This window comes from Anaeromyxobacter terrae (genome assembly GCF_022690685.1).
Classification (GTDB): Bacteria; Myxococcota; Myxococcia; order Myxococcales; family Anaeromyxobacteraceae; genus Anaeromyxobacter; species Anaeromyxobacter terrae.
Genome location: NZ_JALCYY010000089.1, coordinates 1 through 15,510, shown reverse-complemented (window position 1 = coordinate 15,510; position 15,510 = coordinate 1). Strand labels below are relative to the sequence as shown.

Annotated in this window: 16 protein-coding genes; 10 read left to right on the top strand and 6 right to left on the bottom strand. The window is 76.1% G+C overall.

Annotated elements, in window-relative coordinates:
- The 4 genes from MNY62_RS23710 to MNY62_RS23695 all read left to right on the top strand — a co-directional run.
- A partial coding sequence (locus tag MNY62_RS23710; protein WP_242346807.1) for a hypothetical protein occupies positions 1–823 on the top strand: 823 nt, incomplete at its 5' end.
- A gap of 5 nt (positions 824–828) precedes the next feature.
- A complete protein-coding gene (locus MNY62_RS23705; RefSeq protein ID WP_242346806.1) occupies positions 829–1,368 on the top strand; it encodes a hypothetical protein in 540 nt (179 codons plus the stop codon).
- A 68-nt stretch (positions 1,369–1,436) separates the two neighbouring features.
- The gene (gene queC / locus MNY62_RS23700; protein ID WP_242346805.1) at positions 1,437–2,132 is read left to right on the top strand and encodes a 7-cyano-7-deazaguanine synthase QueC; all 696 of its coding nucleotides are present in this window, start codon (positions 1,437–1,439) and stop codon (positions 2,130–2,132) included.
- 11 nt (positions 2,133–2,143) lie between these two features.
- Entirely contained in the window at positions 2,144–2,425 is a 282-nt protein-coding gene (locus MNY62_RS23695; protein WP_242346804.1) for a polyhydroxyalkanoic acid system family protein, read from the top strand.
- A gap of 56 nt (positions 2,426–2,481) precedes the next feature.
- Here MNY62_RS23695 and MNY62_RS23690 read toward each other — a convergent pair whose 3' ends face one another.
- Positions 2,482–2,790 (bottom strand): hypothetical protein, encoded by a 309-nt coding sequence (locus tag MNY62_RS23690; RefSeq protein WP_242346803.1) that lies wholly within the window; start codon positions 2,788–2,790, stop codon positions 2,482–2,484.
- Positions 2,791–2,956: 166 nt separating this feature from the next.
- Here MNY62_RS23690 and MNY62_RS23685 point away from each other — a divergent pair, with 166 nt between their 5' ends.
- Both MNY62_RS23685 and MNY62_RS23680 read left to right on the top strand, forming a co-directional pair.
- Positions 2,957–3,295 (top strand): hypothetical protein, encoded by a 339-nt coding sequence (locus MNY62_RS23685; protein ID WP_242346802.1) that lies wholly within the window; start codon positions 2,957–2,959, stop codon positions 3,293–3,295.
- Positions 3,296–3,347: 52 nt separating this feature from the next.
- Positions 3,348–5,204 carry an N-6 DNA methylase gene (locus MNY62_RS23680; protein ID WP_242346801.1) on the top strand — a complete coding sequence of 619 codons (1,857 nt, stop codon included), beginning with the start codon at positions 3,348–3,350 and terminating at the stop codon, positions 5,202–5,204.
- Positions 5,205–5,246: 42 nt separating this feature from the next.
- Here the strand turns inward: MNY62_RS23680 and MNY62_RS23675 are convergent, their stop codons facing one another.
- Complete coding sequence (locus MNY62_RS23675) at positions 5,247–5,795, bottom strand: Fur family transcriptional regulator (protein ID WP_242346800.1); 549 nt, start codon at positions 5,793–5,795, stop codon at positions 5,247–5,249.
- Between the two features lie 139 nt (positions 5,796–5,934).
- On the opposite strand from MNY62_RS23675, the gene dacB reads away from it, so the two are divergent.
- Together dacB and MNY62_RS23665 are read left to right on the top strand one after the other, a co-directional pair.
- Complete coding sequence (gene dacB, locus MNY62_RS23670) at positions 5,935–8,130, top strand: D-alanyl-D-alanine carboxypeptidase/D-alanyl-D-alanine endopeptidase (protein WP_242346799.1); 2,196 nt, start codon at positions 5,935–5,937, stop codon at positions 8,128–8,130.
- Positions 8,131–8,305: 175 nt separating this feature from the next.
- Positions 8,306–8,794, top strand: coding sequence for a single-stranded DNA-binding protein (locus MNY62_RS23665; protein ID WP_242346798.1), 489 nt, complete (start codon positions 8,306–8,308; stop codon positions 8,792–8,794).
- 92 nt (positions 8,795–8,886) lie between these two features.
- Here MNY62_RS23665 and MNY62_RS23660 read toward each other — a convergent pair whose 3' ends face one another.
- Positions 8,887–9,456, bottom strand: a complete 570-nt coding sequence (locus MNY62_RS23660; RefSeq protein ID WP_242346797.1) for a peroxiredoxin-like family protein — start codon at positions 9,454–9,456, stop codon at positions 8,887–8,889.
- Between the two features lie 56 nt (positions 9,457–9,512).
- The gene (locus MNY62_RS23655; RefSeq protein ID WP_242346796.1) at positions 9,513–10,136 is read right to left on the bottom strand and encodes a hypothetical protein; all 624 of its coding nucleotides are present in this window, start codon (positions 10,134–10,136) and stop codon (positions 9,513–9,515) included.
- Between the two features lie 140 nt (positions 10,137–10,276).
- Here MNY62_RS23655 and MNY62_RS23650 point away from each other — a divergent pair, with 140 nt between their 5' ends.
- Positions 10,277–10,834 carry a cysteine hydrolase family protein gene (locus tag MNY62_RS23650; protein WP_242346795.1) on the top strand — a complete coding sequence of 186 codons (558 nt, stop codon included), beginning with the start codon at positions 10,277–10,279 and terminating at the stop codon, positions 10,832–10,834.
- A gap of 37 nt (positions 10,835–10,871) precedes the next feature.
- Here MNY62_RS23650 and MNY62_RS23645 read toward each other — a convergent pair whose 3' ends face one another.
- Together MNY62_RS23645 and MNY62_RS23640 are read right to left on the bottom strand one after the other, a co-directional pair.
- Positions 10,872–11,903: an ornithine cyclodeaminase family protein gene (locus MNY62_RS23645; RefSeq protein WP_242346794.1), complete on the bottom strand. Its 1,032-nt coding sequence runs from the start codon at positions 11,901–11,903 to the stop codon at positions 10,872–10,874.
- A gap of 236 nt (positions 11,904–12,139) precedes the next feature.
- A complete protein-coding gene (locus MNY62_RS23640) occupies positions 12,140–12,541 on the bottom strand; it encodes an SRPBCC family protein (protein WP_242346793.1) in 402 nt (133 codons plus the stop codon).
- A gap of 320 nt (positions 12,542–12,861) precedes the next feature.
- Between MNY62_RS23640 and MNY62_RS23635 the strand changes: the two genes are divergently transcribed.
- Positions 12,862–15,510: tetratricopeptide repeat protein (locus tag MNY62_RS23635; RefSeq protein ID WP_242346792.1), on the top strand; the 2,649-nt coding region annotated here is incomplete at its 3' end.

The window sequence follows — 15,510 nt, the reverse complement described above, 5'->3', positions numbered from 1 at the left end:
CGCCCTCCGCCTCGCGCCCATCGCGCCGGGGCTGCGCGAGCGCGTCGCCGCCCCCGGCGCGACCGGCCCGCTCGCCCGGCTCCTCGCGCTCCTCTCCCAGTACCTCGAGCCGCTCTTCCCGGCGGACCTCGCCCGCCACGGCGTCACCCCCGCCGACCGGCTCGTCCCGCCGCGCGGTCCGGCGGTCCGGGCCGCGCTCGACGCCGCGCGCGCCGCGCTGCACGGGCGGCCGTTCGCGGCGTTCCTCTCCGGCGCCCCCGGCGCGGGGATCGCCCTCGAGAACAGCCAGCCGCCTTCGCTCGTCATCGCCGCCGGCGTCGAGGCGCTGGCGCCCGGGGCGCTCGCGTTCGCGGCGACGCGCGCCGTGGATCTCCTCGGCCACGGCTGGGCGCTCGCCGGCAAGTTCGCCCCGCGCGACGTCGGGATCCTGCTCGAGCTCGCGTGCCGCTTCTCGGGCGGCTCGCCGCCGTCACAGGGGCTCCCGCCCGAACGCGCCGGCGCGTTCCTCGCCGCGCTCGAGCTCTCCGTTCCCCCGTCCGTCCGCGAGGAGGCGCGACGGCTCGCTCGCGACGCCTCGGACGAGCTCGCTGCGACGGATCCCCGCGCGCTCGCCGCCGCGCTCCGGCGCACCGCGAACCGCGTCGCGCTCCTGCGGTGCGGCGATCCGGGCGCCGCGCTCGACGCGCTGCTCCTCGCCGACCGCAAGCTCGTGGAGAGCCCGCCCGCGCCCTCGCAGGCGCTCGCGCTCGCCGACCTGCGCGACGTCGCGCTCTTCGCCCTCTCCGATCCGTTCCTCAAGCTGCGCGTCGCCGCGTTGGGATGACCGCCGTGCACCGCCCCCTCCTCGTCACCCTCGCCGCACTGGTCCTCGCCTGCTCGGGGACCAGCGAGAGCACCTGCCCGGGCGAGCCGGTGGGCAGCTTTCGCCTCGAGGTCTCCGTGCCCGACGGCGCGCCGCCCTCCGCCTGCACCGCCGAGCCGCCGGTCGTGGATCCGCCCACGCGGGTCGTGGCGAGCTTCGTGGCAAAGCTCACCGTCGAGCCGGCGGCGGCGGGCAGCTCGCCGGCGGCGCTGTGCCCCGGCGGGCGCGGCGCGACGTACTACGGCTCGCGCGCAGCGGACGGGACCTACACGCTCGAGGCGAGCTCCGGGCTCGCGGTGCTCGACCGCTGCGGATCCAACTGCTCGGTGTCGGCGGTGGAGCACGTCACCGGCGTCGTCACCGGCGAGGGCGCCGCGGCGACGTTCGCTGGCACGCTCGTGGAGCGCTTCGAGTACCTCGCCGGGAACTGCGGTGCCTGTGCGCTGCCGTGCGCCGCGACCTACGCGCTCACGTCGGCGGCGAGCGTACCGGCCGCCTCCCCTTGAAGCCCGCTCGTGCTTCGCGAACGAAGGTGATCGCGAATCGGGGACCGTCGCTTAGAATCCCCGCCCTCATGGCAAAGACGAAGCGTGCGGTGGTCCTCCTCTCCGGCGGGCTCGACTCGACGACCTGCCTCGCGGTCGCACGGCGCGACGGGTTCGAGGCGCACTGCCTCTCCGTCGACTACGGCCAGCGCCACAAGGGCGAGCTCGCCCGCGCCCGGCGGCTCGCCCGCGCGCTCGGCGCCGCGGATCACCGGGTCGTGAAGGTGGACCTCTCCACGTTCGGCGGCTCGGCGCTGACCGACCGGGCGATCGCCGTGCCCAAGCGGCGGAGCGACCGCCGGCGCGCCGCCGAGATCCCGGTCACCTACGTGCCGGCGAGGAACACGGTCCTCCTCGCGCTCGCCCTCGCGCACGCCGAGACGATCGGCGCGGAGGACATCTTCGTCGGCGTGAACGCCATCGACTACTCCGGCTACCCGGACTGCCGGCCCGCGTTCCTGCGGGCGTTCGAGCGCCTGGCGAGGGTGGCGACGAAGGCGGGCGTGGAGGGACGGCCGCTGCGAATCCACGCGCCCCTGCTCCGGCTCACGAAGGCAGGGATCGTCAAGCTCGGGACCGCGCTCGGGGTCCCCTACCGGCTCACCCTCTCGTGCTACGACCCGGTCCGCGGACGGGCTTGTGGCGCGTGCGATGCCTGCGTCCTGCGCCGGAAGGGATTTGACGAGGCGGGTGTTCCCGACCCAACTCTCTACGTCGAGAAGTGACAGGAGAAAGAATGCCGCAGATCACGAGGAAGTACCCGGGCAAGAGCGCGGGCGAGATCTACGAGAAGGTCGACGAGGTGATGGAGCGGATCGCCCAGAAGCTCTCGCTCGACTACCAGAAGAACGACGGGTCGAGGACGGGCAAGGTCGCCAAGATGGGCGTCTCGGGCGCGTACCAGGTGCGCGACGAGGAGGTCACGGTCGAGCTCAAGTTCCCGATGCTGATCCCGGGCTCGATGCGCCAGAAGGTGCAGGAAGACATCGAGAAGAAGCTCGACGCGCTCTTCCCGTAGCCTCGCTTTCCCTCGGGCCCCCGGAGAGGCGCACGGCGCAGCCGGCGCGCGCCGGGTCACTCGAGCGGGACGACGATCGCCCCCGACCGCTCGTTCATCCGCTCCACCGCCGCATAGATGGCCTGCAGCGGCGAGTCGCCCACGCCCGTGACGGCGCGGGGCGCCTCGCCCCGGCGGCGCTTCGCGGAGGGGCCGGGGACGATGCGGGCGCTCGCCCGCCCCTTCAGCGCGTCCGGCCAGAGCCGGACCTGCATCCCGGCGCGGTAGAGCGCGAGCATCACCCGGCCCATCTCGGAAGCGACGCGTTCCTCGGCGTAGGTCATGGCGGTGTCCGGGCGCGACCGGTCCGTTCGACGGCGGGGCATGCCGCGATCCTGCCGGAACCGATCGGAGTCGGCGCATCCTAGCCGGGGGGGCTGACTTGACCGAATTTCTGGCCCGGCCCGGAGGAGCGCGCGAACGCCCGGTCGCCTCGCCGGCACGCCTGGCCGCGCTTGAAAGCGCGCGAGCGCGCCGCCACCTTGCCAGCGGATGTACGCGCGCTGGGCGAGCTTTGCGGTGGGCCTCGGGCTCATGCTCGCGCCGCTCGTGCTCGGGTACGGCTCGGTCGGGCCGATCCTGCACGACGTCGCGATGGGGCTCCTCGTGTGCATCGCCACCCTGGCCGCCTTCGAGTGGCCGCGCGCCCGCTTCGCGCTCGGCGCGCCCGCGCTCTGGCTCGTCCTCGTGGCGCGCGACGGCTCCGATCGCGTCGCCGCCGCCGCCGAGCTCTCCGCGGCCGCGCTCCTGCTCGTCCTCGCGCTCGTCCCGAGCGCCCGGCTCGTGCCACGGCTCCCGCCGCCTCCCGGTCGCGCCGGCGCGCGGGCGTGAGGGACGGAGGGAGCCGAGCGGCCGGCGCGCGGAATTGGTACAACCGCGGCGCGTGCGCACGCCCCCGACGCCGATCGAGGCCGCCCTCGCAGCGCTCGCGCCGCTCGCGCCGGGGGCGCAGCTCGCGGCGGCGCTCGCGCGGCTCGGCGGTACGCGCGGCGGGCCGCTCGCGGGGTTCCCCGTCGGCGCGGCGCCCGAGGACGGCTGCGGCGGCGCCCTCGACGGCGCGCTCCTCGAGGCGATCTGCGCGCGGGCCCTCGCGGGAGCGCGCGGGGCGGTGTTCACCCCCGCGCCGGAGGCGCGCCTGCTCGCGGCGTTCGGGCTCGCCCACGCCGCCGCGCGGCGCGGGGGGCCTTCGGCCTCGGAGGCGCTCGCGGCGCTCCTCTCCGGGGCGTCCTCACCGCGCCTGTCCCGCGCCCTCGAGGGCCTCGCCGTGCTCGATCCGGCGTGCGGGGGTGGCGCGCTCCTCTGCGCGGCGGAGCGGCTCGCGCGCGCGGTCGGCGCCCGGCTCCGCCTCCACGGCCTCGACCTCGCGCCGCTCGCCGTCGAGGCGACGCGCGGCCGGCTCGCCCTCCTCGGCGCGCGGGCCGAGCTCCGCGCGCGCGACGCCCTCTCCGCGGATGGCTGGCCCGCGGCGGACCTCGTCCTCGCGAACCCGCCCTTCCTGCGCCACGAGGCGCTCCCCTCCCGGGAGAAGGCGCGCGCGGCGCGGGCGAGCGGCCTCTCGCGCCAGGCGGATCTCTCCGCGCACTTCGCCGCCGTGGCGATCCGGCGCGCGCCGGTCGTCGCGCTCGTCTGGCCTCGCGCGCTCGACACCTCCCGCTCGGCCGCGCCGCTCCTCGCGGACGCGCGCGCGCGCGGCGGCATCGTCCTGCGGCTCCGCTCGCGGGTCGCCGGGAGCTTCGCCGCGTCGGTGGACACGCTCCTCGCCGTCTGGTCCGAGGGCGCCGCGGACGCGCGGGCGGCGGAGGCGACGGTGCCGCTCGCGTCGCTTGCGCCCGCGGAGCTTGCCGCGCTCGCCCGCGGGACCGCCTCGCCACGCCTCCGGCTCGCGCCGCGCCAGGCGGCGGCGCCCGCGGGCGCCCGCACGCTCGCGGACGCGTGCGAGGTCCGCTTCGGGACGAAGACCGGCTGCAACGGGTTCTTCCAGCTCAGGCCGCTCGGCGGCGGCCGGTTCGAGTCGTCGCTCCTCGGCGAGGTCGCGCTCTCGCCCTCGGACGTGGTCCCGCTCCTCGCGTCGCTCAAGGAGGCGCGGACGCCCGAGCGCGCCGAGCCGGCGCGGGTCCTGTTCCGGCCGCTCGAGCCGTCCCGCGCGGCGCGCGCGTACCTGCGGCGCGGGGAGGCCGCGGGGGTCCACCTCCGCCCGACCTGCGCCGGGCGCGCCCCCTGGTGGCGGCTCGCGCCGGGCCGTGGCCCCGCGCCGGTGCTCTACCCGGCCAAGGTGAGCGCGCGCGCGTTCGCGTTCCTGAACGCGGAGGGGCTCTGGGAGGACAAGAAGTGGCACGCGCTCTTCCCGCGCGAGCTCCCGCCCTGGCAGGTGGCGCTCGTGCTCTGCGCGACGCCGGTGCGGCTCGCCATCGACGCCGGGGCGCGGCAGCTCACCGGCGCCCAGGCCATCGCCGACGTCGACTGCCGCGTCCTCGCCGCGGCCCCCTTCCCCGCGCCGGCGGCGCTCGCCGCGGTGGAGGCCGAGCTCGCCGGGCTGCGCGCGGCGCTCGCCGCGGCGCCGGTGACGACCGACGTGCGGGCCATGCTCGCCCGGCCGGCGCAGCGGGAGCTCGACGCCGTCGTCGGGCGCGCCCTCGGGCTCGAGCGGGCGGCGGTCGAGCGCGCCCGGCGGGAGCTCGCCCTGCGCGTGGAGGGCCGGCTCGCGCACGCGGAGGCGATCCGCAAGGTCATCGACGGGTGAGCGAGCCGGAGGCCCGGCGTCGCGCCGGCCTCCGGAGAAAGCTCACCGCCCGGCGTCGGGTCCGCCCTCGGCAGGGCCGGTCGGGGCGGGCGCTCCCGCGCCGTCGGGCGGGCTCGCGCCGGCCTCCCGGGCGATGCACTCCGGGCAGGTGCCGATGAGCTCGTGGTGGTGGCTCTCGAGCCGGAACCCGTAGCGCGTCGCGACCTCCCGCTGGAGGATCTCGAACGCCTCGAACTCGAACTCGACCACCTTGCCGCACCGCCCGCAGCGCAGGTGATCGTGGTGGTGGCGGCCGAAGGTCGTCTCGTAGCTGCGCGTCTCGCCTGCGAGGATGGCCGGCTCGAGGATGCCCGCCTCCGCGAGGAGAGGGAGCGTGCGGTAGACCGTCGCCTTGGAGCCGCGGATGCCGCGCTGCTTCAGGTCGGCGATGAGCTCGTCGATCGGATAGTGCCCCTCGCGCGCGAGCGCGGCCTCGACGATGGCCGCGCGCGCCTCCGTCAGGCGGAGATCCTTCCCTTCGAGGAAGCGCGCGAACCGGTCCAGCGCCTCCTGGACCCGTGCGTCCACGCTCTCGGTGCGACCCGGTCTCACGGCCCGTACGCTAGCGAGCGGCCGTCTCTCGTGTCAACGCATGACCCCGGAAATGCCCGCGCCCCGCCGGGCGTTCTCCTCGCGCCTGGCGCCTCGCACGCTATCCATGCGTCCGCCCTTCCGGTAAGAGAGAGCCTCCGTGACCGCCATCGTCAGGGCCGCCGCCGCGACCCTCGCCGTCGTCCTCTCCGCTCCCTCCGCCCCTTCCGCCGCAGAGCCCCCCTCGCAGCGCGACCTCCAGGTCGCGCTCGACAGCATCGTCCAGGGCAGCGCCCTCGCCGGCGCCCGCGCGGGGGTGCTCGTCGCCGACATCGGCTCGGGGGACGTGCTCTACGCCCGCGACGCGGACGTGCTCCTCAACCCCGCCTCGAACGTGAAGCTCGTCACCTCCGCCGCCGCGCTCGCGCGGCTCGGGCCGGGGTACCGCTTCGCGACCGAGCTCCTCGTGGACGCACCCTCCGCCCGCTCGCCCGCGGTGCGCACGATGTACGTCCGCGGCCGCGGCGATCCCACGCTCGTCACCGAGCGGCTCTGGGCGATCGCGGGCGAGCTCGCCCACCTCGGCATCCGCAAGGTCGGCGACGTCGTCCTCGACGACGGCTGGTTCGACGCCGAGCGCTACGGCCCCGGCTACGACCAGGAGGAGGGGGACCGGTCCTACCTCGCCCCCACCGGCGCGCTCTCGCTCAACTGGAACGCCATCGCGGTGTACGTCGGGCCGGGCGCCGGCCGGGGCCAGAAGGGCCGCGTCGAGCTCGAGCCGCAGAGCGCGTTCTTCGAGGTCGTGAACCGCACGCGGACCGTGGGGCCCCGCGGCCGGCGCCACGTGACGGTCGAGTCCTCGCTCGTCGGCGGCCGGCAGCGGATCGTGGTGTCGGGGCCGGTGCCCGCCGGCAGCCGCGTGCAGCCGGTGTGGCGGCGGGTCGACGATCCGGCGCGCTACCTCGGCCACACCCTCGCGCGGCTGCTCGAGCTGCGCGGCGTGAAGGTGACGGGCGCGATCCGCGCCGGCGCGGTGCCGCACGGCGCGAAGCTCGTCCACGTCGCCACCTCGGACACGCTCGCGGAGATCGTCCGCCGGCTCAACAAGAACTCGAACAACTTCGTCGCGGAGCAGCTCGTGAAGACGCTCGGCGCGGAGGCGAAGGGCGCGCCGGGCTCGTGGCCGAAGGGCATCGAGGCGGTGGGGGAGTTCCTCGGCAGCCTCGGGATCCCCCGCGGCGCCTACGTGATGAAGAACGGCTCCGGGCTCAACGACACGAACCGCTTCAGCGCGCGGCAGCTCGTGACGCTCCTCCGCGCGATGTGGTCGCGCTTCCCGCTCCAGGCCGAGTACGTGACGTCGCTCCCGGTCGCCGGCCGCGACGGCACGATCCGCTGGCGCATGGACGGCACCGCCGCGGACGGCCACCTGCGCGCGAAGACCGGCACGCTCGAGAACGTGACGAGCCTCTCGGGCTACGTCGAGACGGCCGGCAGGAGGACGCTCGCCTTCGCGGTCATCGTGAACGACTACCCCGGCCGCCACGCGGGCGTCGTCCGGGCGGTGGACGCGCTCGGCACCGCGATCGCCGCGAGCGGCGGGACGCGGGAGGGGCTCGACGCCGCGGTCGCGCTCGCGAACGCCCCCGAGGCGGGCGCGGTCCCGGCGGCGACGCCCGCCGATCTCGCCCTCGCGGTCCGCACCTACTACGGCCTCGGGCGCGCCGGCGACCCCCGCAACGTCTCGTTCCTCCGCACCGCGCTGCGGTCCGAGAGCGACCCCGCCCTCCGCCTCGCGGTCGCCGAGTGCATCTACCTCTCCGAGCCGGACGGCGAGACCGCCCGGCGCGCGTTCCTCGACGCGGTCACGGCGGATCCCCAGGCGCTCGGGCGGCTCCTCGCCGCGCTCGGCCCCGACGAGCCGACGCCGGTGCTCCCGTCGCTCGGCGATCTCGCCGCGGAGGGCGAGACGGACGCGCTCGCGCGGCTCGTCGAGCTCACGCCGGCGGCGGTGGGCGACGCCCGGCTCGGGGCCGCGCTCGCCGAGGTCGTGGGGGCCGTCGCCTCGAGCGCGCCCGAGGAGATCCTCACCGCCCTCCGCGCCGCGCCCGCCCCGCTGCAGGAGGCGTCGATCGCGGTGCTCGCGCGCGGGCTCGCCGGCGCAGAGGACGGCGAGCGGCCGTTCCGCGAGGCGCTGCGCGCCCTCGGCGAGAAGCCGGGGGACGCGGGCGCGTTCGCGCGGGCGCTCGGGCCCCGCCTCGAGGCGGCGCTCCGGGCCGGCGACGCGGTCCGCGCGGCGCCCGCCCTCCTGCCCGCCTCGACCGCCCCTGCGGCGAAGGCCTCGAGCCGGTAGCCCCGCTCGACCTTGCGCGGCGACCGGGCGTGACGTCAGAGCGCCCTGCTAGACCTACCTGCACGGCGTGCGGCGCACGGTGCGCGGCCCGCCGAGTTCGACGACGCCGGCCGACGAGCCGGCTTCAGGACGCCTGCGGAAGAGCCGCCGGCCACGCGAAAAGGAGAGCGACGCCATGGTGAACAGGGTCATCCTCGTCGGGAATCTCGGGAAGGATCCCGAGGTCCGGTACACGTCCGGCGGCCAGGCGGTCGCGAACCTCCGCATCGCCACCTCCCGCTCCTGGACCGACAAGCAGTCCGGCCAGAAGAAGGAGGAGACGGAGTGGCACGACGTCGAGGTCTGGGGGAAGCAGGCCGAGCAGTGCGGTGAGTACCTGGCGAAGGGCCGCCAGGTCTACGTCGAGGGCCGCCTCAAGACCGACAAGTGGCAGGACAAGGCGTCCGGCCAGGAGCGCTACAAGGTGAAGGTCGTCGCCGAGACGGTTCGCTTCCTCGGCGGCGGCGCCGGTGGCGGCCGCGGCGGCGGGATGGGCGGCGGCGCCGGCGGCCCCGGTCGCGGCGGTCACGGCCCCGAGGAGCTCACCCCGCCCGGCGGCTTCGAGGACGACGGCAGCCACGGCGGTGGTGGCGGCGGCGGCGGGCCGGACGACATTCCGTTCTAGGCCGAGCCCGAGCGAGAGCGCTCGACGAGACGGCGGAGACCGCAGGGTCTTCGCCGTTTCTGCTTCTGGGCGCCGTTCCGCGCGTCAGCGGTTCACGTCGTCGGTTCGCACGTCAACGGGCCACGCCCCGCCTTCAGCGAGTCGACGGCCGCCAGCAGCGCCTCCACCCGGGCGTCATCGCCGACATCGCTCCCGTAGTGCGCCAGCGCGATCCGGCCGCCGGGACCGAGCACGAAGTCCGCAGGCATCTGGGTCTCGCGGCCCTCGAAGCGTCCGTGTCGCTTGCCGGCGATCGTGGCTCGAACCAGCGCCAGCAGCGAGCGGGGATGGAGGTACCCGGTCAGGCTCGCTGCCGCCCCGAACGCGTCGTACAGTCCCGCGGCGGGGTCGGCGACCGCCGCGAACCCCGGCTGCCATCGAGCCATGGCCTCCCTGAGCCGTTCCGGCGTGGACTGGAACACCATCCACACGCCGCACGAGCGCGCGCGGAACTCGGGCATCGCCGCGGCCATGCGGCCGACGTGGAGCTGGCAGACCGGGCACCCCGCGTGGCGCGTGAACGTCACCACCACCGGGCCCTTTGACCGCCTGCAGTCCAGCCGCGTCCCGTCCAGCGCCTGCAGCGCGACATCCGGCACGTCATCCCCGACACGGAGCTTCATATGCCACCCTGCATGACGAACAGGCCACGCACGCCCGCGAGCAGGCGGTAGCGCCGCTACGCGTCCTTGAGGAGGGTCTCCCCCTTCACGAACCAGGAGACCCCGAACGCCCAGAGCGCGAGGGACTCCAGCCAGAACACCGGCTTCACCTGCTGGACGGGAGTCTCGTCGAGCGCGAGCTTGTAAAGGCCGATGAGGCCGATGCACGCGAGCATCACCACGCCGCACGCGCGATAGACGGCGTTGCGAGCCCGCTTCATGCGGGTCGGCGTGCCGCTCGTCTTCGTGAACAGGAAGAGCGAGAAGTAGGCGAGCACGAGGAACAGCAGCGAGGCCGAGGCGAAGTGGAGGACTTGCTCGAGGCGCGTGCCGGTGTTCGGGAAGAGCGCCGTGCCGATGGCGAAGAGGCAGGCCAGATCGCCCGCGACGTCGTCCTTCCTCTCGTACCCCCGATACGTGAAGAGGAACCAGGCGATGGTGAAGAGCGTGCCGACGAAGACGTCCCGCGTTCGAAGCCCGTAGTAGTCGCTGATCGACGGCAGGACGCGGAAGACGCCGAGGATCGAGAAGCCCCAGAGCGCGATCACGATGGGGAGGGACACGCCCAGCACGCCGACGACCCGGCGCAGCGTCAGGTACGAGACGATGACGGGCTGATGCGGGTCGGGAGCCGAGGCCATCGGTGAGAGGATTGTGGCTGAACGCTCGGTCGCAGTCACCCGTGCCATCCGGGCTCCCCTTCACCCGAGGTCAGCGTTCGTCGAACCGTCCTGCAACGGATCTCTTGCGCCGTCCGGGTGCACGCCGATAAGTGAGGCCCATGACGCGCACCGCGCTCGTGGTGATCGACGTGCAGAAGGGGATCTTCACCGGCAAGCGGCCCTCCCCGCGCTGGGCGGAGATCCTGGAGCGCATCGGCGCGCTCGCCGCCCGCGCCGCCGCGGCGGGCCTCCCGGTCATCTACGTGCAGCACGACGGCGGCCCGGGTCACCGGCTGGAGGTGGGCAGCGAGGGCTGGCAGCTCGACCCGGTGCTCGCCGCGACGCCGCCCACGGCGGTGTGCCGCAAGACCGCCTGCGACGCCTTCTTCGAGACCCCGCTCCAGGCGGAGCTCGATCGCCGCGGGGTGAAGCGGCTCGTCGTCGCCGGCTGCATGAGCCAGTTCTGCGTCGACACCACCTGCCGCCGCGCCGTGTCGCTGGGCTACGACGTGGTCCTGGTGGGCGACGCCCACGCGACCTCGGACAGCGACGTGCTCGGCGCGGACCAGATCATCGCCCATCACAACGACACGCTCGACGGGTTCGACGCCGGCAGCGCCGCGGTGACGGTGATGCCCGCCGCCGGGCTGCCGCTGGATCGCTGGGCGAGCGAGTAGCGGCGCCGCGACGAGGACCGAGGCGCGGGATCCCGGCTCAGCCCGCGCCGCCCGGGGCCGCGGCGTCGCGCAGCCCCCCGAGCTCCACCCGTAGCCCGCGCCCCGTCGCCCGCGCCCTGGCGTTCACGTGCTCGGCCGCGGCGAGGTCCTCGATGGCGAGGCCCAGCGACTTGAACACCGTGATCTCGTCGGCCGAGGTTCGACCGGGGACTCGCCCGAGGAGCACCTCGCCGAGCTCGCCGCGCAGGTGGTCAGGAGTGATGGCGCCCTCGGCCAGGGGGATGAGGTAGTCGCCGGCCTCGCCCTCCGCCGACTCCCGGCGATCCACGAAGAGGCGCGCGCGCCGCACCGCCTCGGTGTCCAGCTCGCGCGCGGCGGCGAGCGCGGCCCCGACCGCGTTCACGTGAGCGCCCGGCGAGAGCCAGGCGCCCGCGAGGACGGGGGTCCGGGAGGACGTGACCGTGCACACGAGATCGGCCCCCGCGACGGCCTCGCGCGCGTCCGGCACCGCCTCGATGGCGAGCCCGTGCCGGGCGCCCTCGCGCGCCGCGAACCGGCGGGCGTGCTCGGGGTCGCGGCTCCAGACGCGCACGCGCCGCAGGCGCCGCACGAGCTTCATCGCCTCCAGGTGACGCGCGGCCTGGACTCCGGACCCGAGCAGCGCGAGATCCCCGGCGTCCGGCCGCGCGAGCGCGCGCGTCGCCACCGCGCTCACGGCCGCGGTGCGGATGGCGGTGATCGCGCTGCCATCCAGGATCGCCCGGAGGGAGCCGTGGCGCGCCTCGAAGAGGAGCACCGCGCCCTGGTGCGAGTCGAACGCGGTGCCCTCGTTGCCCGACACCACGGTGATCACCTTCGCACCGAGCGCGCCCACCGCGTCGTAGAAGCCGGGCATGACGGCGAGGAGCCCGCGGCCGTCCGGGTACGGCACCAGGGACCGCAGCGGAAGGTGGGCCTCGCCGCGCGACAGCGCGCCGAGCGCCTCGGCCATGACCTCGATGCACTCCTGCATCGGCAGGAGCGCTGTCACGTCCTGCTGCGACAGGATCAGGACCTCGTGAGGATTCACCCCGAACCTCCGGGAGGCGAGAGGGTCCAGCCGTTCGAGTCATTAGCCTGCCGCGCCGGCGGCGCACGCGCCTCGTTGGGCGAGACACAGCGCCGTGGAGGCGTTCGATCCCGGGGAGGCTCGTCTACCGCCAGGAGACAGAGCGCTCGGGGCCGCGTCACGACGGCCACTCAACGCCGGGAGTCCATCCTTCGGCTGCATGAGTGTCCCCGTGTCGAGCCGACTCGACGGTCGCTTCACCGCTCCAGCAGCCGCTTCAGGACGTTCAGGTCCCTCTGCACCCACCGCGCGTCCTCCGCGAATCTCTCGTCGGACACGCCGGGCTGCCGGACGAGCGTGAAGACCACCTCGCTCCCGTCGCCGTTCGGGACCACCCTCATCGAGACGTGGATCGTCTCGCCCGTCTCCAGCACGACGTCGTGGTCCAGGACGCCGAGCTCGTTCCGCCCCGCGAACCTGACCTTCACCTTGCCCGCGGGGGCGTCCGCGATCCACTCACCGTCAACGTTCGCGATCGTCCCGGCGAGCCCCGTGGCCCAGCGCGGCAGGTTCTCCGGGTTCGAGGCGAACGCGTACACGTCGCGTGGCGAGCGAGCGATCGAGACGCTGACGTGCCGGACCTCGTGGAGCGCGGTCATCCGGATCCGTCCGCTAATCGCGGGAGGCGAGCACCGCCAGGAGAAGCGGGCGCGCGAGAAGCGAGCACCTCGCTCCGTCCGCTCGGGTTCCACTCCTCGCCGGACCCCGTCGTCAGCGTGCGCACCGGCGAGCGCTCCGCCGCGATCGATCGCCTGCCCGCGCGCGGCAAGCTCCTCTCGCGGGCACTCCCGCCCACACGGACGCGTGAACGGAGCGTGGCGGGGTGTCGCCCCCACCTCCTCCGACCTCCCCGGCCGGCGGGTTGCGGAGGAAGACTGTCCGCACCGACCTTGGGTTGGTAGGCTCCAGGCCCCTCCGCATGCCCCCGTCCATCGTCGAGAAATACGAGCAGATCCTCGCCGCCGATCCCCGTTCGCGCATCTTCGTCGAGCTCGCGAAGGCGCTCGTCGAGCGGGGCGACGCGGCGCGTGCGGCGGAGGTCTGCCGCCGCGGCCTCGAGCACCACCCGTCCTCGATCCTCGGCCGCGTGGTCTGGGGCCGCGCGCTCCTCGAGACCGGCGAGCCGGCCGGCGCGCTCGCGCAGTTCGAGGCCGCCGTCGCGGTCGATCCCGCGAGCCCGTACGCCTTCAACCTCGTCGGCGAGGCGCTGCTCGCGAGGAAGCTCCACGCCGAGGCGCTGCCGTACCTCGAGCGCGCCCTCGAGCTCCAGCCGGCGGACGCGCGCGTGCGCGGCTGGGTGGAGCAGGCGCGGCGGGAGCTCGGGGTGGGCCCGGCGTCGACCCCGAAGCACCGCGCCACGGAGGACGACGACGAGAAGACGGTCTCGCTCGGGATATCGAGGGGGGCGCGGACCTCGACCTCGACCTCGAACCCGACCCCGACCTCGACCGAGACCCCGCCCGCGACCGGGGGTGACGAACCGGAGCCCGGCACCGAGCCCTCGCGCCCTCCCCCGCCCGTCCTCTCGCGCGTGGCGCCCTCCGCACCGGGCCCGTCGAGCGGCAGCGACGCGAGCACCGGCACGCCAGCGGCGCCGCCCACCCCGCCCCCGTTCCGCGCCCCGCCGACGCCGCCGCCGCTCCGTCCCGACACGGCGCGGTCCGTCCTCTACATGATCCCCGGCGAGACGACCCGCGACGTCATCGGGCCGTCCTCCGCCGCCCGGCCGAGCGCGCCGCGCCCGCCCGCCGCGGCTCCGGACTCCGCCGAGGCCGATCGGCTCGCGCAGCAGTTCGCGGAGGAGCTCCGGAAAAAGCTCCTCGCCGAGACGCCTGCGGCGCCGCCCGCCTCACGCCTCCGCCGGAACCGCCGCCTCCTCGGCGCCGCCGCGCTCGTTCTTGCGGCCGGCGCCGCCGCCGCGGTCTACCTCGTCGTGGGCGCCCGCAGCGCGAGGGCGGTCGCCGCGACCGCGGCGGTCCGCGCCAGCGCCGGGCTCGCGCGCGACACGCTCGGCTCGCTCCGCGAGGCCTCGCGGCTCCTCGCCGAGGCGCGCCGCGTCTCCGAGGATCCCGAGATCTCCTCGCTCTCCGCCCAGGTCGCGGCGGTGCTCGCCAGCGAGCACGGCGACGAGGACGCGCGCAGGCTCGCGACGGAGCTCGCGCGCGACCCGAGCGCCGGCGACGGCGGGCGCGTGGCGGAGTACCTCCTCGCGGCGTCGCCCGCCGAGGCGAAGGAGGCGGAGGCGTCGCTCCTCGACGCCCGCCCGTCGTCCGCCCCGCTCGTCCAGGCGCTCGCGGGCCGCGTGCTCGTGGAGCGCGGCGAGCTCGAGGCGGGCCGCGGGCGGCTCGAGATCGCCGCGCGCGCGAACCCCCCGCTCCTGCGCGCGCTCGCCGACCTCGGCGACCTCGCCCTGCGCGGCGGCGACGCGGATCGGGCCCTCGCCCTGTATGGCGCCGCGCTCGGCGCGCATCCCACGCACCCGCGCTCGGTCGTCGGCGCCGCGGAGGCGCGGCTCACGCTCGGCCGGGACCTCGACGTCGCCGCGCGCGAGCTCACCGCGATGGAGGCGGATCCGGGGAGCGCGCCGCCTCACGACCTCCGCCTCCGCGCGCAGCTCGTCGCCGCTCGCATCGACGTCGCGCGAGGCGAGCCGGCCGCGGCCGCCGCGCGGCTCGCGCGCGCGAGCGAGGCGCTCGGGGAGACCGCTCCGCTCGCCGCCGCGCTCGCCGAGGCGCACCTCGCGGCGCGCGCATGGGAGCGCGCCGAGGGGGCCGCCGCCCGCGCCGTGGAGCTCGAGCCGCGCGAGGTCTCGCACCGGCTCCTCCTCGCCCGCGCCCGCATCGGTCGCGGCAAGCCCGCCGACGCGCTCGCCGCGCTGCAGGGCGTCGACGGCCGCCCCGTCCGGATCCAGCGCGCCATCGCCCGCCTGCGGCTCGGCCAGCCCGCCGCCGCGCGCGCGGAGCTCGAGGCGACCGGGCGCGAGGGACGCATGCCGGCCGAGGCCGCCGTCTGGTACGCGCTCACCGACGTCGCCCTCGGGCGCGCCGCCCGCGCTCGCGCCCTGCTCGAGAAGCTCGCCGCGGCGCGCACGCCGCCGCCGCTCGTCCACGCCGCGCTCGGACGCGCGCTGGAGGCGACGGGCGACCTCGACGGCGCCGAGCGCGCCTATCTCGCGGAGAGCGAGCGCGAGCCGCGCTCGCCGGAGGGGCCTGCCGGGCTCGGCCGCGTGCGCCTCGCGCGCGGGGACCCGAAGGCCGCGCTCGAGCCGCTCCAGGAGGCGGTGAAGCTCGACCCCGCCGACCTCGAGGCGCGCCGTACCCTCGGCCAGGCGCGGCTCGACGCCGGCCTCCCCGGCCCCGCCCGCGCCGAGCTCGACGCGGTGCTCCTCTCCCGGCCGAACGACGTGCCGGCGCTGACGCTCCTCTCGGCGGCCTGGCTCGCCGAGGGCGAGCCCGCCGAGGCCCGCCGCGCCGCCGAGCGCGCCGTCGCGAGCGCGCCACGGGACGCGCGGGCGCTCCTCGCCGCCGCCCGCGCCGCGCACGCGGCCGGGGACGGCGCCGCCGCGAAG

Excerpts from the sequence above, each read along its gene's own strand:
- queC (WP_242346805.1), top strand. The coding sequence starts at position 1,437 with ATGGCAAAGACGAAGCGTGCGGTGGTCCTCCTCTCCGGCGGGCTCGAC.
- MNY62_RS23695 (WP_242346804.1), top strand. The coding sequence starts at position 2,144 with ATGCCGCAGATCACGAGGAAGTACCCGGGCAAGAGCGCGGGCGAGATC.
- MNY62_RS23690 (WP_242346803.1), bottom strand. The coding sequence starts at position 2,790 with ATGCCCCGCCGTCGAACGGACCGGTCGCGCCCGGACACCGCCATGACC.
- MNY62_RS23685 (WP_242346802.1), top strand. The coding sequence starts at position 2,957 with ATGTACGCGCGCTGGGCGAGCTTTGCGGTGGGCCTCGGGCTCATGCTC.
- MNY62_RS23665 (WP_242346798.1), top strand. The coding sequence starts at position 8,306 with ATGGTGAACAGGGTCATCCTCGTCGGGAATCTCGGGAAGGATCCCGAG.
- MNY62_RS23660 (WP_242346797.1), bottom strand. The coding sequence starts at position 9,456 with ATGAAGCTCCGTGTCGGGGATGACGTGCCGGATGTCGCGCTGCAGGCG.
- MNY62_RS23655 (WP_242346796.1), bottom strand. The coding sequence starts at position 10,136 with ATGGCCTCGGCTCCCGACCCGCATCAGCCCGTCATCGTCTCGTACCTG.
- MNY62_RS23650 (WP_242346795.1), top strand. The coding sequence starts at position 10,277 with ATGACGCGCACCGCGCTCGTGGTGATCGACGTGCAGAAGGGGATCTTC.
- MNY62_RS23640 (WP_242346793.1), bottom strand. The coding sequence starts at position 12,541 with ATGACCGCGCTCCACGAGGTCCGGCACGTCAGCGTCTCGATCGCTCGC.